The following is a 16095-nucleotide window of genomic DNA, read 5'->3' on the forward strand; positions in this document are numbered from 1 at the left end:
GATCCGCTGCGGAGCCAGGCGCGTAACATCGGCGGTGCCCGTGCGCGAAGCCGCGACGGCGGACGACGGCACGGGCGGAAGATGCCTCGGGAGGAATGATGAGCCGGCTTTCCAACGCGTCCGGGACCGATGACGCGCCTGCTCTGGTGAGGTTCGGCGACGATCTCAGGGTCGACGACAACCCGGCGCTCACGGCCGCGGCCGAAAGCGGGCGACCCGTCGTCGCGCTGTTCGTGCTCGACGACGGAACGGGACGCCCGCCCGGCGGCGCGGCGCGGTGGTGGCTGCATCACGGGCTCGCGGCCGTGCGCGATGACCTTGCCGCGCTCGGCATTCCCCTGGTTCTGCGCAAGGGAGCCGCCGATCTGGTGGTCCCGGGTGTTGCCGCTTCACTCGGCGCCGGACTCGTCACCTGGAACCACCGTGCGGACCCGGCAGCGCAGGAAACCGAGGCTCGGCTTGCGGAAGCCCTGCGCGCCGACGGTCGGCAGCCCCGCCGCTTCCTTGCAGATCGCTTGTTCGCGCCGGGGGAGGTGCAGACAGGTGCGGGCAGGCCGTTCCGCGTGTTCACGCCGTTCTGGCGCGCGGCCATGGCGCTGCCGCCGCCACATCGGCCGAAGCCTGTGCCGCAGGGAACTCGCGCGCCGGCGGACGTTCCGGCCGGCGAGGCGCTCGAAAGCCTCGGCCTCGTGCCGGTCGCCCCCGACTGGGCCGGGGGTATCGCCGCGCAATGGCGCCCGGGCGCGGGAGAGGCCGCGCGGCGGCTGGCAGCGTTTCTCGACGACGGCCTCGCCGGCTATGCCGAACGGCGCGACGATGTCGGCGTCGACGCGACCTCCTGTCTCTCGCCCTATCTGCGCTTCGGCCATCTCTCGCCACGGCGGCTTTTTCACGCCGTGCGCGACCGTGCCGGGGCGGATGGGCTGGGCGCCGACGGCGCCAAGTTCATTGCCGAACTCGGTTGGCGGGAGTTCTGCCGCGAGCTGCTCGACCAGTTCCCAGCGCTTCACGAAGAACCGATCGATCACCGCTTCGCGGCGTTCCAATGGCGCGACGATCCGGTGGGTCTCGCGGCGTGGCAGCAGGGGCGGACCGGTATTCCGCTCGTGGATGCGGCGATGCGCTGCCTGTGGCAGACCGGCTTTATCCACAACCGGGCGCGGATGGTCGCCGCATCCTTCCTGGTCAAGCACCTGATGATCGACTGGCGGGCGGGCGAGCGCTGGTTCTGGGACACGCTCGTCGATGCCGACGTCGCCAGCAACCCGGCGAGTTGGCAGTGGGTCGCGGGCTGCGGCGCGGATGCCGCGCCGTTCATCCGCATCTTCAATCCGGTGCGGCAGGGCGAGCGCTTCGACCCGGCCGGGCGCTATGTGCGCCGCTTCGTGCCGGAACTCGCCGGCCTGCCGGACAGCTTCATCCATCGGCCCTGGGAGGCCCCGTCCGACGTGCTGCGCACGGCCGGCGTTCGGCTGGGCGAGACCTATCCGCGGCCGGTGATCGATCTCGACGAAGGCCGCAAGCGGGCGCTCGCGGCCTTCGAGGACATTCGCCGGGGCGAATGAGCCCGGGGCGCTGGCTCAGAGGCTCGTGAGCTTCATCGCCGCCTCGCCATAGCGGGCGCCGGAGACGGCCGAAGGCGGCACGGCGGCGGCGATGGTGGCAAGATCGTCGGCCGAAAGCACGATGTCGACGGCCGCGATGTTGTCGGCGAGGTGCTCGATGCGGCGCGATCCGGGGATCGGCACGATGTCGTCGCCCTGGTGAAGCACCCAGGCGAGCGCAAGCTGGGCGGCGGTGACGCCCTTCGCGGCGGCGATGCGCTCCAGCGTGTCGACGAAGGCGAGGTTCGCGGCGAAGTTCTCCGCCTCGAAGCGCGGCAGCGTGCGGCGGAAGTCGCTGTCCGGCAGCGCCGCGAGGTCGCGCAGCTTGCCGGTGAGGAAGCCGCGCCCGAGCGGGCTGTAGGGCACGAGGCCGATGCCGAGTTCGCGGCAGGTCGGCAGGATTTCCGGCTCCACCTCGCGGAACCACAGCGAATATTCGCTCTGCAGCGCGGCGATGGGATGGACCGCGTGGGCGCGGCGCAGCGTCTCCGGCCCGGCCTCGGACAGCCCGAGATAGCGCACCTTGCCCTCGCGCACGAGATCGGCCATCGCGCCGACGGTGTCCTCGATGGGCACGGCGGGGTCGACGCGGTGCTGGTAGAGGAGATCGATGGTCTCGATGCCCAGCCGCTTCAGCGAGGCTTCCGCCACCGCCTTGACATGCTCAGGGCGGCTGTCGGTGCCGGCCATGCGCTGGAAGCCATCGCCGTCGGGAGCGATCCGGAAGCCGAATTTGGTGGCGATGATCACCTTGTCGCGCACGGGCGCGAGACCCTTGCCGACGAGCTGCTCGTTGGTGAAGGGGCCGTAGACCTCGGCCGTGTCGAACAGGGTGATGCCGAGATCGACCGCGCGGCGCAGGGTCCGGATCGCGTCCGCCTCGTCCTGGCCGCCATAGGCGTGCGACATGCCCATGCAGCCGAGGCCGATGGCCGAGACGGTGAGACCGGAACCGAGGGTGCGGGTTTTCATGACAGTTCTCCGAAGCGCGGCAAGGCGGCGGCGGGACTGGATCCCGGGCCGCTGCCGCCTTGCGGACTGTGTCACCGGATCCACGCGCGGATTAGCCATGCAATCGAGAACGCGTTGATCTAATCTGCTCATCAATGGTGCGTCGATCCGATCTCCCCGCTCTGGTCCTGTTCGCCGAGGTGACGGCGCGCGGCAGCTTTCGCGGCGCCGCGCGGGCGCTCGGGCTGTCGCCCTCGGCGGTGAGCCATGCCATCACCGGGCTGGAGGATGCGCTCGGCGTGCGGCTGCTGGCGCGCACCACCCGCAGCCTCGCCCCGACCGAGGCCGGCCGGCGCCTTTTGGAGCGGCTGCGCCCGGCCCTCGGCGAGATCGAGGAGGCGGTCGATGCGGCGCTTGCCGAACAGGGGCGCATTTCCGGGCTCCTGCGCCTGACGGTGTCCTATTCGGTCGCGGAAACGGTGCTCGTGCCGCTCGCGCTCGGCTTCATGGAAGCCTATCCGGATGCGGTCGTCGAGATCGTCGCCGATGACGGCTTCGTCGACATCGTCGCGGACGGGTTCGATGCGGGTATCCGCTTCGACGACGGGCTGGAGCAGGACATGGTGGCGGTGCGCTTCGGCGGGGCGCAGCGCGCGGCGGTGGTCGCCGCGCCGGCCTATCTCGCCCGCCGTGGCCGACCGCTGACGCCGGACGATCTCGCCGGCCATGCCTGCATCGGCCGGCGGTTCCCGAGCGGGCGGCTCTATCGCTGGGAATTCGAGCGCGACGGCGCCGAGTGCATCGTCGACGTTTCCGGCGCGCTCGTGCTCAACGACAGCCGGCTGATGCTGCAGGCGGTGCTCGGCGGTGCCGGCATCGCCTACCTGATGGAGCCGTTCGTGGCGGCTCATGTCGCGGAGGGGCGACTGGTGCGCCTGCTCGAGGACTGGTGTCCGGCCTTTTCCGGCTACTGCCTCTATTATCCGAGCCGCAAGCAGATGCGCCCCGTTCTGCGGGCCTTCCTCGATTATTGCGCGCGGGAGGCCGCGACGTTCGGAGCCGCGACCGAGGCACCGCTGCGATAGCGCGCTACGGCGCGGGGACGAACGCGGCCTGAACCTCCGCGGGCGCGTCGATGCCGTTGGCGAGAAGAACCTGAAGCAGAACCCGGGCCTTCGCCGGATTGTAGCTGCCGGCGGCGACGAAGCCGGGCGTGTCGTCGTCGATCTCGATATTGCGCATCACCGGGCCGGAGCCGACCCGGCTGGAGCGCACCACCACGATCCCGCGTGCGGCCGCCGCGGCGAGCGCATCGATGGCCGGCTTCGCGGCGTTGCCGTCGCCGACGCCGGCGAGCACGATGCCCTTCACGCCCGCCGCCACCGCATCCTGCACCTGGCGGGCTCCCATGCCGGCGTGGGCGACGACGATGTCGACCGGCGGCAGCGGCGGCAGGGCCGGCAACGGATAGACCGTGCGGGCCGCGGGCGGGGCGTGGAACGCGACCATGTTCGGGTTGACGAGGCCGACGGGGCCGCAATTCGGCGACTGGAAGGTCTGCACCGAGGTGGTGCTGGTCTTGGTCACGTCGCGGGCGCCGTGGATGGTGTCGTTCAGCACGACCAGCACGCCCCGTCCGCGTGCCTGCGGGGATCCCGCGACCTGGACGGCCTCGTGAATGTTGAGCGGTCCATCGGCGCTGATCGCCGTCGAGGGCCGCATCGCGCCGACGAGCACGACCGGCTTGTCGGTCTCCACGACGAGGTCGAGGAACAGCGCGGTTTCCTCCAGCGTGTCGGTGCCGTGGGTGACGACGATGCCGTCGACCTCCGGCGAGCGGGCGAGGAGATCGATCCGCCGGGCGAGGCCGAACCACACCGCGTCGTTCATGTCCTGGCTGCCGATGGAAGCGACCTGTTCGGCCGAGAGCCTTGCCAGGGCCTCGATGCCCGGAACGGAGGCGATCAGGCTTTCGGCAGAGACCTCGCCGGCATTGTAGCCGGATTGCGAGCGCGGATCGGCGGCGCCGGCGATGGTGCCGCCGGTTGCGAGGATCACGATGCGGGGAAGCGTGTCGGCCATGGCTGTCCTTGCGAGGCTTTCCGTGCCGGCGGGCGACGGACCCGGACGGCAGCATTCCCGCGACGGACGGGCCGCGCAAGAGCGGGCCGACGAAACAGCCGTGGACCAGGTGTTCCGGACCGATCGGCGGGGGCTCCGCCACCGCCGGTCTTGTATCCGCGACTCTTGCATCCGCGACGCACACGCGCTGTCATCGTGGCGTTGCCCCATCCAGGTCTTGTTCGCGGCCGATACCGACTCGTTCGCGAAACCGAGGCCCGAACGCCCGCCCGCCCGACAGGCCGGCACGCCGTGCCGGCGAGGAGATCGTCATGACCGAACCGCTTTCGACCCACATTCCGGCCGCGGAGGCCGCCGCCGCCCACGCCGTCCGGCTGGACAGGCTGGCCGAGGTCGTGGTCCGGGTCGGGCTCGGCCTGAAGGCGGGGCAGGAAGTGGTGCTGACCGCGCCGGTCGAGGCGCTGCCGCTGGTCCGCCGCATCACCGAACATGCCTACAGGGCCGGCGCCTCGCTGGTGACGCCGCTCTACGGCGACGATCAGGCGACGCTGATGCGCTTCGCCCACGCGCCCGACGACAGCTTTGACAAGGCGACCGGCTGGCTGTTCGAGGGGATGGCGGCGGCGTTCTCCGGCGGCGCGGCGCGGCTTGCCATCATCGGCGACGATCCGGCGCTGCTTTCAGGGCAGGATCCCGCGAAGGTCGCCCGCGCCAACCGCGCGCGCTCCAAGGCCTATGTGCCGGCGCTGAAGCTGATCTCGGGCTTCGACATCAACTGGTCGATCGCCTCGTTCGCGACGCCGGCCTGGGCGAAGGCGGTGTTTCCCGGCGAGACCGAGGAGGTCGCCGTTGCCCGGCTGTGGGATGCGATCTTCGCCGCCTCCCGCGTCGACGTGGCGGATCCGGTCGCCGCGTGGACGGCGCACAATGCTGCATTGCACGCCCGGCGCGCGCTTCTGAACGGCCGCCGCTACGCCGCGCTGCGCTTCACCGGCCCGGGGACCGATCTGACCGTCGGGCTTGCCGACGACCACGACTGGGGCGGCGGTTCGTCGGAGGCGAAGAACGGGATCGTCTGCAATCCGAACATCCCGACCGAGGAGGTCTTCACCACCCCGCACAAGGACCGCGTGGAAGGCTACGTCACCTCCACCAAGCCGCTGTCCTACCAGGGCACGCTGATCGACGAGATCCGCGTGCGGTTCGAGGCGGGCCGAATCGTCGAGGCGAAGGCGCGCCGCGGCGAGGACGTGCTGGCGAAGGTGCTGGAGACCGACGAGGGCGCGCGCCGGCTGGGCGAGGTGGCGCTCGTGCCGCACTCTTCCCCGATCTCGGCGAGCGGCCTGTTGTTCTTCAACACCCTTTTCGACGAGAACGCGGCATCCCATATAGCGCTTGGGCAGTCCTACAGTCAGTGCATCCGCGGCGGTGGCACGATGTCGGAGGCCGAACTGGCCGCCCGCGGCGCCAACCGCAGCCTGATCCACATCGACTGGATGATCGGCTCCGGCGCGATCGACGTGGATGGCATCGGCGCGGACGGTTCGGCAGAGCCGATCATGCGCCGCGGCGAATGGGTGTGATTTCGGGGCGCCGAACGGGCCCACACGCGACTCAGAGGCATTCCGCCGCAGGAGCGAACCGCCCGTCGCCAGCCCCGGTCGTCGGTGACGGTGTGGCGGAATCACGCGTCCGCCTGTGACGCAAAGCGACCCGATGCGGCGGAGGCCGGCGGGACCGATCTGGACGGAAGACAGCGGAAACCGGCTGCGCGCCTGCCTTTTCAGGGCGTGGCTTCACTTGTGCGGTGCATCACGACTTGGGCGGATCGCCGCGATTTGTGATTTGCATTGCGTCAAGGACGAGACATCGCGGCACGTCGTGGTTCCGCTCCACTCTTGCCTCATTCCAGGGTGTGGGCTAAGCCTCTGCCCGACTGGACATGTCTCCTCCCGTCCGGCTTTCCCGTGTGCGGCTTGCTGCCACGGGGCGTTGCGGCGAACGAACAAGCCTTTAGAATGCCTCAAAGCGATGATGCAGCGCCGCGGCCGGATCGGTCTCGGCCATGCGGCAGCGCGGCGGGGCGAAGGCGGTGACGGCGGCCCGTTCGGGCAGGCAGTCGCCGCGAGGCCAAAGTGAGGCTAAAGTCCCCGGGGAGCCGCCGACGGCGGGTTTCCGGTCTGTTGGATCGACAAGCGGATTGGATCGGACGTCTGATGGAAGACCTTCTGAGACAATATGCGGCGATCGTCGTGTTCCTCGGCATCGCGGGCGTGGTTGGGATCGCACTTCTGGTGATGCCCTTCATCGTCGCGTACCGGAATCCGGACAGCGAGAAGCTGTCGGCCTACGAATGCGGCTTCAATGCCTTTGACGACGCGCGCATGAAGTTCGACGTCCGGTTCTACCTGGTGTCGATCCTGTTCATCATCTTCGATCTCGAAGTCGCCTTCCTGTTCCCGTGGGCGGCGACCTTCGGCACGCTCGGCTGGTTCGGCTTCTGGTCGATGATGCTGTTCCTCGGCGTGCTGACCATCGGCTTCATCTACGAATGGAAGAAGGGGGCTCTGGAATGGGATTGAACCCGTCTGGCGGCACTCTCGTCGCTCCCGCGCCGAAGGGCGTGATCGATCCGAACACCGGCCGGCCGGTGGGCGAGGACGATCCGTTCTTCCTCGAGATCAATGACGAACTCGCCGACAAGGGCTTCGTCGTCACCACGACCGACAAGCTTGTGCAGTGGGCCCGGACGGGCTCGCTGATGTGGATGACGTTCGGCCTCGCCTGCTGCGCGGTCGAGATGATCCAGGTGTCGATGCCGCGCTACGACGTCGAGCGCTTCGGTCTGGCGCCGCGCGCCAGCCCGCGCCAGTCCGACGTGATGATCGTGGCCGGTACGCTGACGAACAAGATGGCGCCGGCGCTCCGCAAGGTCTACGACCAGATGCCGGAGCCGCGCTACGTCATCTCGATGGGGTCGTGCGCCAACGGCGGCGGCTACTACCACTATTCCTATTCCGTGGTGCGCGGCTGCGATCGCGTGGTTCCGGTGGACATCTACGTCCCCGGCTGCCCGCCGAGCGCGGAAGCGCTGCTTTACGGCTTCCTGCTCCTGCAGAAGAAGATCCGCCGCACGGGCACGATCGAGCGGTGAGCGCGATCGGACGGTGCGGGCTTCCGGCCTTGCCGGTGCGGAACTGATCGGAGACGGCGATGGACGAAACGCTGAAGGAACTCGGCGACTATCTGGCGGAGAAGCTCGGCTCCAGGATCGCGTCCTCGACGATCGCCCATGAGGAGCTGACGATCGGGGTCGAGGCCGAGAACCTGATCGCGGTCGCCCGGTTCCTGCGCGACGACGGCCGGTGCCGCTTCGTGAGCATCATCGACGTGTGCGGCGTGGACTGGCCGGCCCGGCCGCGCCGGTTCGATTCCGTGGTGCACCTGCTGTCGCCCACCCAGAACCTGCGCATCCGCATCAAGACGGAAACCGACGAGGTCACGCCGATCCCGTCGCTGACCGAGCTCTATCCGGGTGCGGACTGGTTCGAGCGGGAATCCTACGATCTGTACGGCATCCTCTATTCGAACCATCCGGATCTGCGCCGCATCCTGACGGACTACGGGTTCGACGGGCATCCGCTGCGCAAGGACTTCCCGGTCACGGGCTTCGTCGAGGTGCGCTACGACGACGAGCGCAAGCGCGTCGTCTACGAGCCGGTGCGCCTCAACCAGGAATTCCGCACCTTCGACTTCCTGTCGCCGTGGGAAGGGCCGCACTACGTGCTGCCGGGCGACGAGAAGGCGAAGCCGAACTGAGCTGCCGCCGACAGGCGGGGGCTGACGACAAGAGACGAACGAGCAGGGCGAGCCGGGACGAGATCATGACGGAATGCGAAGCGGGATCGGGGACGACGGGACGGGCGGCGGCGATGCCGGCGCGGTCCCTGCCGTTCCGGTTCCGCGCCGCCGGTTCCGCCCCGCGCCATGCCGATGCGCGCGTGGACGCCATGCGCATGGACGACGTGTGTTGGAGAGTGGCCGGCCGGTTCGGCCGCCCGTCCGCGACGAAGCAGGATAGAGCCGATGCCTGAGGCCGAGGTCCGCAATTTCAACATCAATTTCGGTCCGCAGCACCCTGCGGCCCACGGCGTTCTGCGCCTGGTGCTGGAACTCGACGGCGAAGTCGTGACCCGGGTGGACCCGCATATCGGGCTCCTCCACCGCGGCACCGAGAAACTGATCGAGCAGAAGACCTATCTGCAGGCCGTGCCCTATTTCGACCGGCTCGACTATTGCGCGCCGATGAACCAGGAGCATGCCTTCGCGCTCGCGACCGAGCGCCTGCTCGGCATCACCGTGCCGAAGCGTGGCCAGCTGATCCGCGTGCTCTATGCCGAGATCGGCCGTCTCCTGTCGCACATCCTCAACGTCACCACCCAGGCGATGGACGTCGGCGCGCTGACACCGCCGCTGTGGGGCTTCGAGGAACGCGAGAAGCTGATGGTGTTCTACGAGCGCGCGTCCGGCTCGCGGATGCACGCCGCCTATTTCCGTCCCGGCGGCGTCCACCAGGACCTGCCGAACGATCTGCTCGACGATCTCTACACGTTCTGCGATCCCTACCTGAAGCGGCTCGACGACATCGAGGGCCTGCTCACGGAGAATCGCATCTTCAAGCAGCGCAACGTCGATATCGGCGTCGTCTCGCTGGAGGATGCGTTCGCGTGGGGCTTCTCCGGCGTCATGGTGCGCGGCTCGGGCGCAGCGTGGGATCTGCGCAAGTCGCAGCCCTACGACTGCTACGAAGAGATGGAATTCGACATTCCCATCGGCAAGAACGGCGACTGCTACGACCGCTATCTCATCCGCATGGAAGAGATGCGCCAGTCGATCAGCATCATGAAGCAGTGCCTGAACAAGCTGCGTTCCGCCGAAGGGCAGGGGCCGGTTGCCTCGACCGAGGGCAAGGTCGTGCCGCCGAAGCGCGGCGAGATGAAGCGCTCGATGGAAGCGCTCATCCATCACTTCAAGCTCTATACCGAGGGCTACAAGGTGCCGGCCGGCGAGGTCTACGCGGCCGTCGAGGCGCCCAAGGGCGAGTTCGGCGTCTACGTGATCTCCGACGGCACCAACAAGCCCTATCGCTGCAAGATCCGCGCCCCCGGGTTCGCGCATCTGCAATCGATGGATTTCCTCTGCAGGGGGCACATGCTGGCCGACATCTCGGCCGTGCTCGGGTCCCTCGACATCGTGTTCGGTGAGGTGGATCGCTGATGTCCGTTCGTCGTCTGCATCACATCCAGCCGGAGAGCTTCGCGTTCACGCCCGACAATCAGGCGTGGGCGGAGAAGAAGATCCTGGATTATCCCGAAGGCCGCCAGCAGAGCGCTGTGATCCCGCTGCTGATGCGCGCCCAGGAGCAGGAAGGCTGGGTGAGCGAGCCGGCGATCCGCTATGTCGCCAAGATGCTGGACATGCCGAAGATCCGCGTCCTCGAGGTCGCGACCTTCTACACCCAGTTCCAGCTCGCCCCGGTCGGCCGCAAGGCGCACATCCAGGTCTGCGGCACCACGCCGTGCATGCTGCGCGGCGCGGAAGACCTGATGGGCGTCTGCAAGAAGCGCATCGCCCACGAGCCGTTCACGCTGTCGCCGGATGGCGATTTCTCGTGGGAAGAGGTCGAGTGCGCCGGCGCCTGCGTCAACGCGCCGATGGTGCAGGTGTTCAAGGACACCTACGAGGACCTGACGCCCGAGACCTTCAACGCGCTGCTCGACGGCTTCGCCGCCGGCACGCCGCCGAAGCCCGGCCCGCAGGTCGACCGCTGGTATTCGACGCCGCAGGGCGGCCCGACGTCGCTGACGGATACGGCGGCGTTCATGCGATCCACGCCGGTCGTTCCCGGCGCAGACACCGTCTCGGTCGGCCAGAGCGAGCTGACCGGCGTCCCCGAGGAACCGAAGCCGGCCGAGCCGGGCGCGGTTTCGTGACGCGGCAAGGGAGGATCGGGCATGCTTTCCGATAAGGACCGGATCTTCACGAACCTCTACGGCACCCAGGACTGGGGGCTGCAGGGCGCGCTCGCGCGCGGCTCGTGGGACGGCACCAAGGCGATCATCGCCAAGGGCCGCGATTGGATCATCGACCAGATGAAGGCCTCCGGCCTGCGCGGCCGTGGCGGCGCGGGCTTCTCGACCGGCCTCAAGTGGTCGTTCATGCCCAAGAATCCCGGGCCGAAGCCGCATTATCTCGTCGTCAACGCTGACGAATCCGAGCCCGGCACCTGCAAGGACCGCGAGATCCTGCGCCACGATCCCCATCACCTGATCGAAGGCTGCATGCTGGCCTCGTTCGCGATGGGGGCCCACGTCGCCTACATCTATGTGCGCGGCGAGTTCGTGCGCGAGCGGGAGCGGCTCGAGGCCGCCATCGCCCAGGCCTACGAGGCCCGGCTGATCGGCAAGAACAACATCCACGGCTACGACTTCGATCTCTACGTGCACCACGGCGCCGGCGCCTATATCTGCGGCGAGGAAACGGCGCTGCTGGAAAGCCTCGAGGGCAAGAAGGGCCAGCCGCGCCTGAAGCCGCCGTTCCCGGCCAATATGGGCCTCTACGGCTGCCCGACGACGGTGAACAACGTCGAATCGATCGCGGTGGCACCGACCATCCTGCGCCGCGGCGCTTCGTGGTTCTCCGGCCTCGGCCGGCCGAACAACACCGGCACCAAGCTCTTCTGCATCTCCGGCCACGTGAACCGGCCGTGCACGGTGGAAGAGGAGATGGGCATCACCTTCCGCGAGATGATCGACAAGCATTGCGGCGGCATCCGCGGCGGCTGGGACAATCTGCTCGCGGTCATTCCGGGCGGCGCCTCCGTGCCGCTGGTGCCGGCCGAGCAGATCGCCGACGCCAACATGGATTTCGACAGCCTGCGGGCGCTGCGCTCGGGCCTCGGCTCGGCCGCCGTGATCGTGATGGACAAGTCGACGGACGTCATCAAGGCGATCGCCCGGCTTTCGGCCTTCTACAAGCACGAGAGCTGCGGCCAGTGCACGCCGTGCCGCGAGGGCACCGGCTGGATGTGGCGGGTGATGGAGCGCCTGGTGAAGGGCGAGGCCGAGAAGAAGGAGATCGACCTCCTGCTTCAGGTCACGACCCAGGTCGAAGGCCACACCATCTGCGCGCTGGGCGATGCGGCGGCGTGGCCGATCCAGGGCCTGATCCGTCATTTCCGCCCGCTGATCGAGGCGCGGATCGACGCCTATCACAGCCGCACCGTGCAGGGTGCGACGCTGGTGGCGGCGGAGTGACGGCAATGCGTAAGGGTCCGGCTTCGGACGGTTTCGCGGCATCGGCCGCGGCGTCACGGGCAGGTTCCATCGGTCCGGCAACGGGCCGTTTCGAAGACAAGGTCCGCATCGGCGGGCGGCCCTCCACGGCCGCGGCCTGGTGAGCGGGGAGAACGATGGCCAAGATCAGCGTCGACGGAACCGTGATCGAAGTGCCGCCGGAGTTCACGCTCCTGCAGGCGGCCGAGGCGGCCGGTGCCGAAATTCCGCGGTTCTGTTTCCATGAGCGGCTGTCGATCGCCGGCAACTGCCGCATGTGCCTCGTCGAGGTGAAGGGCGGCCCGCCGAAGCCGGTGGCCTCCTGCGCCATGGCGGTGCGCGACCTGCGCCCGGGCCCGAACGGCGAGCCGCCGGAGATGTTCACCTCGACGCCGATGGTGAAGAAGGCGCGCGAAGGAACCATGGAGTTCCTGCTGATCAACCACCCGCTGGATTGCCCGATCTGCGATCAGGGCGGCGAGTGCGACCTGCAGGACCAGTCGATGGCCTACGGCGTCTCCGGCTCGCGCTTCAAGGAGAACAAGCGCGCCGTCGAGGACAAATATATCGGCCCGCTGGTGAAGACGGTGATGACGCGCTGCATCCACTGCACGCGCTGCGTCCGCTTCTCCACCGAGGTGGCCGGCGTCACCGACCTCGGCCTCACCGGCCGCGGCGAGAACGCCGAGATCACGACCTATCTCGAACATGCGATGACCTCGGAGCTGCAGGGCAACGTGGTCGATCTCTGCCCGGTCGGCGCGCTGACCTCCAAGCCCTACGCCTTCAAGGCGCGGCCGTGGGAACTCGGCAAGACCGAATCCGTGGACGTGATGGACGCGGTCGGCTCGAACATCCGCGTCGACAGCCGCGGCCGCGAAGTGATGCGCGTGCTGCCGCGCCTCAACGAGGCGGTCAACGAGGAGTGGATCTCCGACAAGACCCGCTACATCTGGGACGGCCTGCGAACCCAACGTCTCGATCGCCCCTATGTCCGCCGCAACGGCCGTCTGATGCCGGCGAGCTGGACCGAGGCGCTCGGCGCCGTCGCCGCCCGGATCAAGGCCTCGTCGCCCGACCGCATCGGCGCGATCGCCGGCGATCTCGTCTCGGTCGAGGAGCTCTATGCCCTGAAGGATCTGATGGTCCGCCTCGGCGTGAAGAACATCGACGGCCGCCAGGACGGCACCAAGCTCGATCCGGCTTTCGGCCGCGCGAGCTACCTGTTCAATCCCGGCATCCGCGGCATCGAGGCGGCGGACGCGATCATGCTCGTCGGCACCAATCCGCGCGCGGAAGCGGCCGTTCTGAACGCCCGCATCCGCAAGCGCTGGCGGTCGGAGCCGCTGCCGATCGGCGTGGTCGGCGCCCCGGCGGACTTCAACTACGACGTCTCCTATCTGGGCGCGGGTCCGGACACGCTGATCGAGATCGCCGAGGGCCGGCATTCGTTCGCCGAGGTGCTGAAGAAGGCGGAGCGTCCGCTAATCATCGTCGGCCAGGGCGCGCTCACCCGCGACGACGGCGCGGCGGTGCTGTCGCTCGCGGCGAAGATCGCCAGCGAGAGCGGCGCGGCCGGGCCTGACTGGAACGGTTTCGCGGTGCTGCACACCGCCGCCGCACGCGTCGGCGCGCTCGATGTCGGCTTCGTGCCGGCCGAAGGCGGGCTCGACACGCAGGGGATCGTCAGGGCCGCCGGCTCCGGCGCGCTCGACGTGGTGGTGCTGCTCGGCGCCGACGAGATCGATACGGCGGCGCTCGGCAATGCGTTCGTGGTCTATGTCGGCACTCACGGCGATGCCGGCGCGCACCGCGCCGACGTCGTGCTGCCGGGCGCGGCCTATACCGAGAAGTCGGGCGCCTGGGTCAACACCGAAGGCCGGGTCCAGCGGGGCAACCGCGCGGCGTTCCCGCCGGGCGAGGCCCGTGAGGACTGGGCGATCCTGCGGGCGCTCTCGGCGCTCGTCGGGGCGACGCTGCCTTACGACTCGCTTGCGGAGCTGCGTGCGGCACTGGTCGCGGCCCATCCGGTGCTGGGACAGCTCGACGATCTCGTCGCGGCCGATCCGGCGGCGGTGACGGCGCTGGCGTCGGTCGGTGGTGCGGTCTCGTCCGCGCCGTTCCGGCCGGCGATTGCGGATTTCTACCTGACGAACCCGATTGCACGGGCTTCGGCGATCATGGCGGAGTGCTCGGCGCTGGCACAGGCGCGGGTGGCGGAAGCGGCCGAGTAGGCCGCCGACGTCGCGGATTGGGCCACAGGGTTTTGGGCGAAGGGTTTTGTCGATGACGGCTGCGGGTTTCTGGACGGATTACGGGTTCCCGGTTCTGATGATGATCATCGAGAGCCTGGTCCTGATCGTCGTCCTCTTGGTCTGTATCGCCTTCGTCCTTCTGGCGGATCGCAAGATCTGGGCGGCGGCGCAGCTGCGGCGCGGCCCGAACGTGGTCGGTCCCTTCGGCCTGCTGCAATCGTTCGCCGACCTCCTGAAGTTCATCCTGAAGGAGCCGGTGATCCCGGCGACGTCGAACAAGGGGCTGTTCCTGCTGGCGCCGTTCCTCACGGTGCTGCTCGCGGTCGGCGCCTGGGCGGCGATCCCGGTCGCCGACGGCTGGGTGATCTCCGACCTCAATCTCGGCACGCTCTATATCTTCGCGATCTCCTCGCTCGGCGTTTACGGCACCATCATCGGCGGCTGGGCGTCGAACTCGAAATATCCGTTCCTGTCGGCGCTGCGGTCCGCGGCGCAGATGGTGTCCTATGAGGTGTCGATCGGTTTCGTGGTGGTGACGGTGCTCTTGTGCGCCGGCACGCTGAACCTGTCCGGGGTTGTGCATGCCCAGCACGACGCCGGCCTCGCCACCCTGATCGGGCTGCCGTGGCTGACGTTCCTGAACTGGTACTGGCTGCCGCTGTTCCCGATGTTCATCATCTTCTTCATCTCGGCGCTTGCCGAGACGAACCGCCCGCCGTTCGATCTGGCGGAGGCGGAATCGGAACTCGTCGCCGGCTTCATGGTCGAGTACGGCTCGACCCCGTACATGATGTTCATGCTCGGCGAGTACGTTGCCATCGCCTCGATGTGCGCGCTGACGACGCTGTTCTTCCTGGGCGGGTGGCTGCCGCCGATCGACGTCATCCCCTTCACCTGGGTGCCGGGCGTGATCTGGTTCGTGCTCAAGTGCCTGCTGGTGTTCTTCATGTTCGCCATGGTGAAGGCCATGGTGCCGCGCTACCGCTACGACCAGCTGATGCGGCTCGGCTGGAAGGTGTTCCTGCCGATCTCGCTGGCGATGGTGGTGATCGTGGCGTTCGTGCTGCAGCTCACCGGCTGGGCGCCGGGCATGGTTGCGGCGGGCTGAGGCGGGCGCCGAGGCTGGTTTGACGACGGCCGGCATGTGCGCCGGCCTTCTCGGAAGCGGTTCTGGTCAAGTCCGGCCGTGCGGTTCGCCGCCGGCCCGTGAAGTCAAGAGAGGCACAGGCGATGCGTCTGCAACAGGCTGCGAAGTCGCTCATGCTTCAGGAGTTCGTTTCGGCGTTCATCCTGACGATGCGGTATTTCTTCAAGCCGAAGACGACGCTGAACTACCCCTACGAAAAGGGGCCGCTCAGCCCGCGCTTCCGTGGCGAACATGCGCTGCGCCGTTATCCGAACGGCGAGGAGCGCTGCATCGCGTGCAAGCTCTGCGAGGCCATCTGCCCGGCGCAGGCCATCACCATTGAAGCGGGCCCGCGCCGCAATGACGGCACGCGCCGCACGACCCGCTACGACATCGACATGGTGAAGTGCATCTATTGCGGCTTCTGCCAGGAAGCCTGCCCGGTGGACGCCATCGTCGAAGGCCCGAACTTCGAGTTCTCCGTGGAGACCCGCGAGGAGCTCTACTACGACAAGGCCCGGCTGCTTGCGAACGGCGAGCGCTGGGAGCGTGAGATCCAGAATTCCATCGCGGCCGATTCCCCCTATCGCTGAGACGGGGGCATCGCCGCGAGGACGATGACGGACTGCCGCCCCGGCCCCGGCCGGGCGGTGAGGCAAGGCCGAGGCGCCGCGCGGGCGTGTCGGTGAAAGGTGTCAGCGCGCCGCAGGCGCGCTCGGTGGACAGCGCGGATGTGCCCCTCT

The 16095-nt window shown here is 68.4% G+C and carries 14 protein-coding genes; 12 read left to right on the forward strand and 2 right to left on the reverse strand.

The annotated features are described in order from the left end of the window. The first annotated feature begins 98 nt into the window (after positions 1–98). Positions 99–1565: a cryptochrome/photolyase family protein gene (locus BUF17_RS14015; protein WP_073630069.1), complete on the forward strand. Its 1467-nt coding sequence runs from the start codon at positions 99–101 to the stop codon at positions 1563–1565. A gap of 15 nt (positions 1566–1580) precedes the next feature. On the opposite strand, the gene BUF17_RS14020 is transcribed toward BUF17_RS14015, so the two are convergent. After that, entirely contained in the window at positions 1581–2576 is a 996-nt protein-coding gene (locus BUF17_RS14020; protein ID WP_073629694.1) for an aldo/keto reductase, read from the reverse strand. A gap of 134 nt (positions 2577–2710) precedes the next feature. Here BUF17_RS14020 and BUF17_RS14025 point away from each other — a divergent pair, with 134 nt between their 5' ends. After that, positions 2711–3640 carry a LysR family transcriptional regulator gene (locus tag BUF17_RS14025; protein WP_428977651.1) on the forward strand — a complete coding sequence of 310 codons (930 nt, stop codon included), beginning with the start codon at positions 2711–2713 and terminating at the stop codon, positions 3638–3640. Positions 3641–3644: 4 nt separating this feature from the next. On the opposite strand, the gene BUF17_RS14030 is transcribed toward BUF17_RS14025, so the two are convergent. After that, entirely contained in the window at positions 3645–4637 is a 993-nt protein-coding gene (locus BUF17_RS14030; protein ID WP_244530889.1) for an asparaginase, read from the reverse strand. Positions 4638–4948: 311 nt separating this feature from the next. Between BUF17_RS14030 and BUF17_RS14035 the strand changes: the two genes are divergently transcribed. The 10 genes from BUF17_RS14035 to nuoI all read left to right on the forward strand — a co-directional run bounded on the left by BUF17_RS14035 (position 4949) and on the right by nuoI (position 15945). After that, on the forward strand, positions 4949–6220 hold the full coding sequence (locus tag BUF17_RS14035) for an aminopeptidase (protein WP_073629698.1): 1272 nt from the start codon (positions 4949–4951) through the stop codon (positions 6218–6220). A 633-nt stretch (positions 6221–6853) separates the two neighbouring features. After that, positions 6854–7219, forward strand: coding sequence for an NADH-quinone oxidoreductase subunit A (locus tag BUF17_RS14040; RefSeq protein ID WP_073629700.1), 366 nt, complete (start codon positions 6854–6856; stop codon positions 7217–7219). After that, positions 7210–7791 carry a NuoB/complex I 20 kDa subunit family protein gene (locus tag BUF17_RS14045; protein WP_073629702.1) on the forward strand — a complete coding sequence of 194 codons (582 nt, stop codon included), beginning with the start codon at positions 7210–7212 and terminating at the stop codon, positions 7789–7791. The genes BUF17_RS14040 and BUF17_RS14045 overlap by 10 nt, the downstream gene beginning before the upstream one ends. 59 nt (positions 7792–7850) lie before the next feature. Next, entirely contained in the window at positions 7851–8456 is a 606-nt protein-coding gene (locus BUF17_RS14050) for an NADH-quinone oxidoreductase subunit C (RefSeq protein WP_073629704.1), read from the forward strand. Positions 8457–8723: 267 nt separating this feature from the next. Continuing rightward, positions 8724–9914: an NADH-quinone oxidoreductase subunit D gene (locus BUF17_RS14055; protein ID WP_073629705.1), complete on the forward strand. Its 1191-nt coding sequence runs from the start codon at positions 8724–8726 to the stop codon at positions 9912–9914. Next, entirely contained in the window at positions 9914–10630 is a 717-nt protein-coding gene (gene nuoE, locus BUF17_RS14060; protein ID WP_084564677.1) for an NADH-quinone oxidoreductase subunit NuoE, read from the forward strand. The genes BUF17_RS14055 and nuoE overlap by 1 nt, the downstream gene beginning before the upstream one ends. 21 nt (positions 10631–10651) lie before the next feature. Beyond that, positions 10652–11953: an NADH-quinone oxidoreductase subunit NuoF gene (nuoF, locus tag BUF17_RS14065; RefSeq protein WP_073629707.1), complete on the forward strand. Its 1302-nt coding sequence runs from the start codon at positions 10652–10654 to the stop codon at positions 11951–11953. Positions 11954–12108: 155 nt separating this feature from the next. Then, complete coding sequence (gene nuoG / locus BUF17_RS14070) at positions 12109–14205, forward strand: NADH-quinone oxidoreductase subunit NuoG (RefSeq protein ID WP_073629709.1); 2097 nt, start codon at positions 12109–12111, stop codon at positions 14203–14205. Positions 14206–14257: 52 nt separating this feature from the next. Continuing rightward, on the forward strand, positions 14258–15334 hold the full coding sequence (nuoH, locus tag BUF17_RS14075; protein ID WP_073629711.1) for an NADH-quinone oxidoreductase subunit NuoH: 1077 nt from the start codon (positions 14258–14260) through the stop codon (positions 15332–15334). Positions 15335–15456: 122 nt separating this feature from the next. Then, the gene (nuoI, locus tag BUF17_RS14080; RefSeq protein WP_073629713.1) at positions 15457–15945 is read left to right on the forward strand and encodes an NADH-quinone oxidoreductase subunit NuoI; all 489 of its coding nucleotides are present in this window, start codon (positions 15457–15459) and stop codon (positions 15943–15945) included. The last annotated feature ends 150 nt before the right edge of the window (positions 15946–16095 follow it).

The sequence above is a fragment of the Pseudoxanthobacter soli DSM 19599 genome (assembly GCF_900148505.1).
Classification (GTDB): Bacteria; Pseudomonadota; Alphaproteobacteria; order Rhizobiales; family Segnochrobactraceae; genus Pseudoxanthobacter; species Pseudoxanthobacter soli.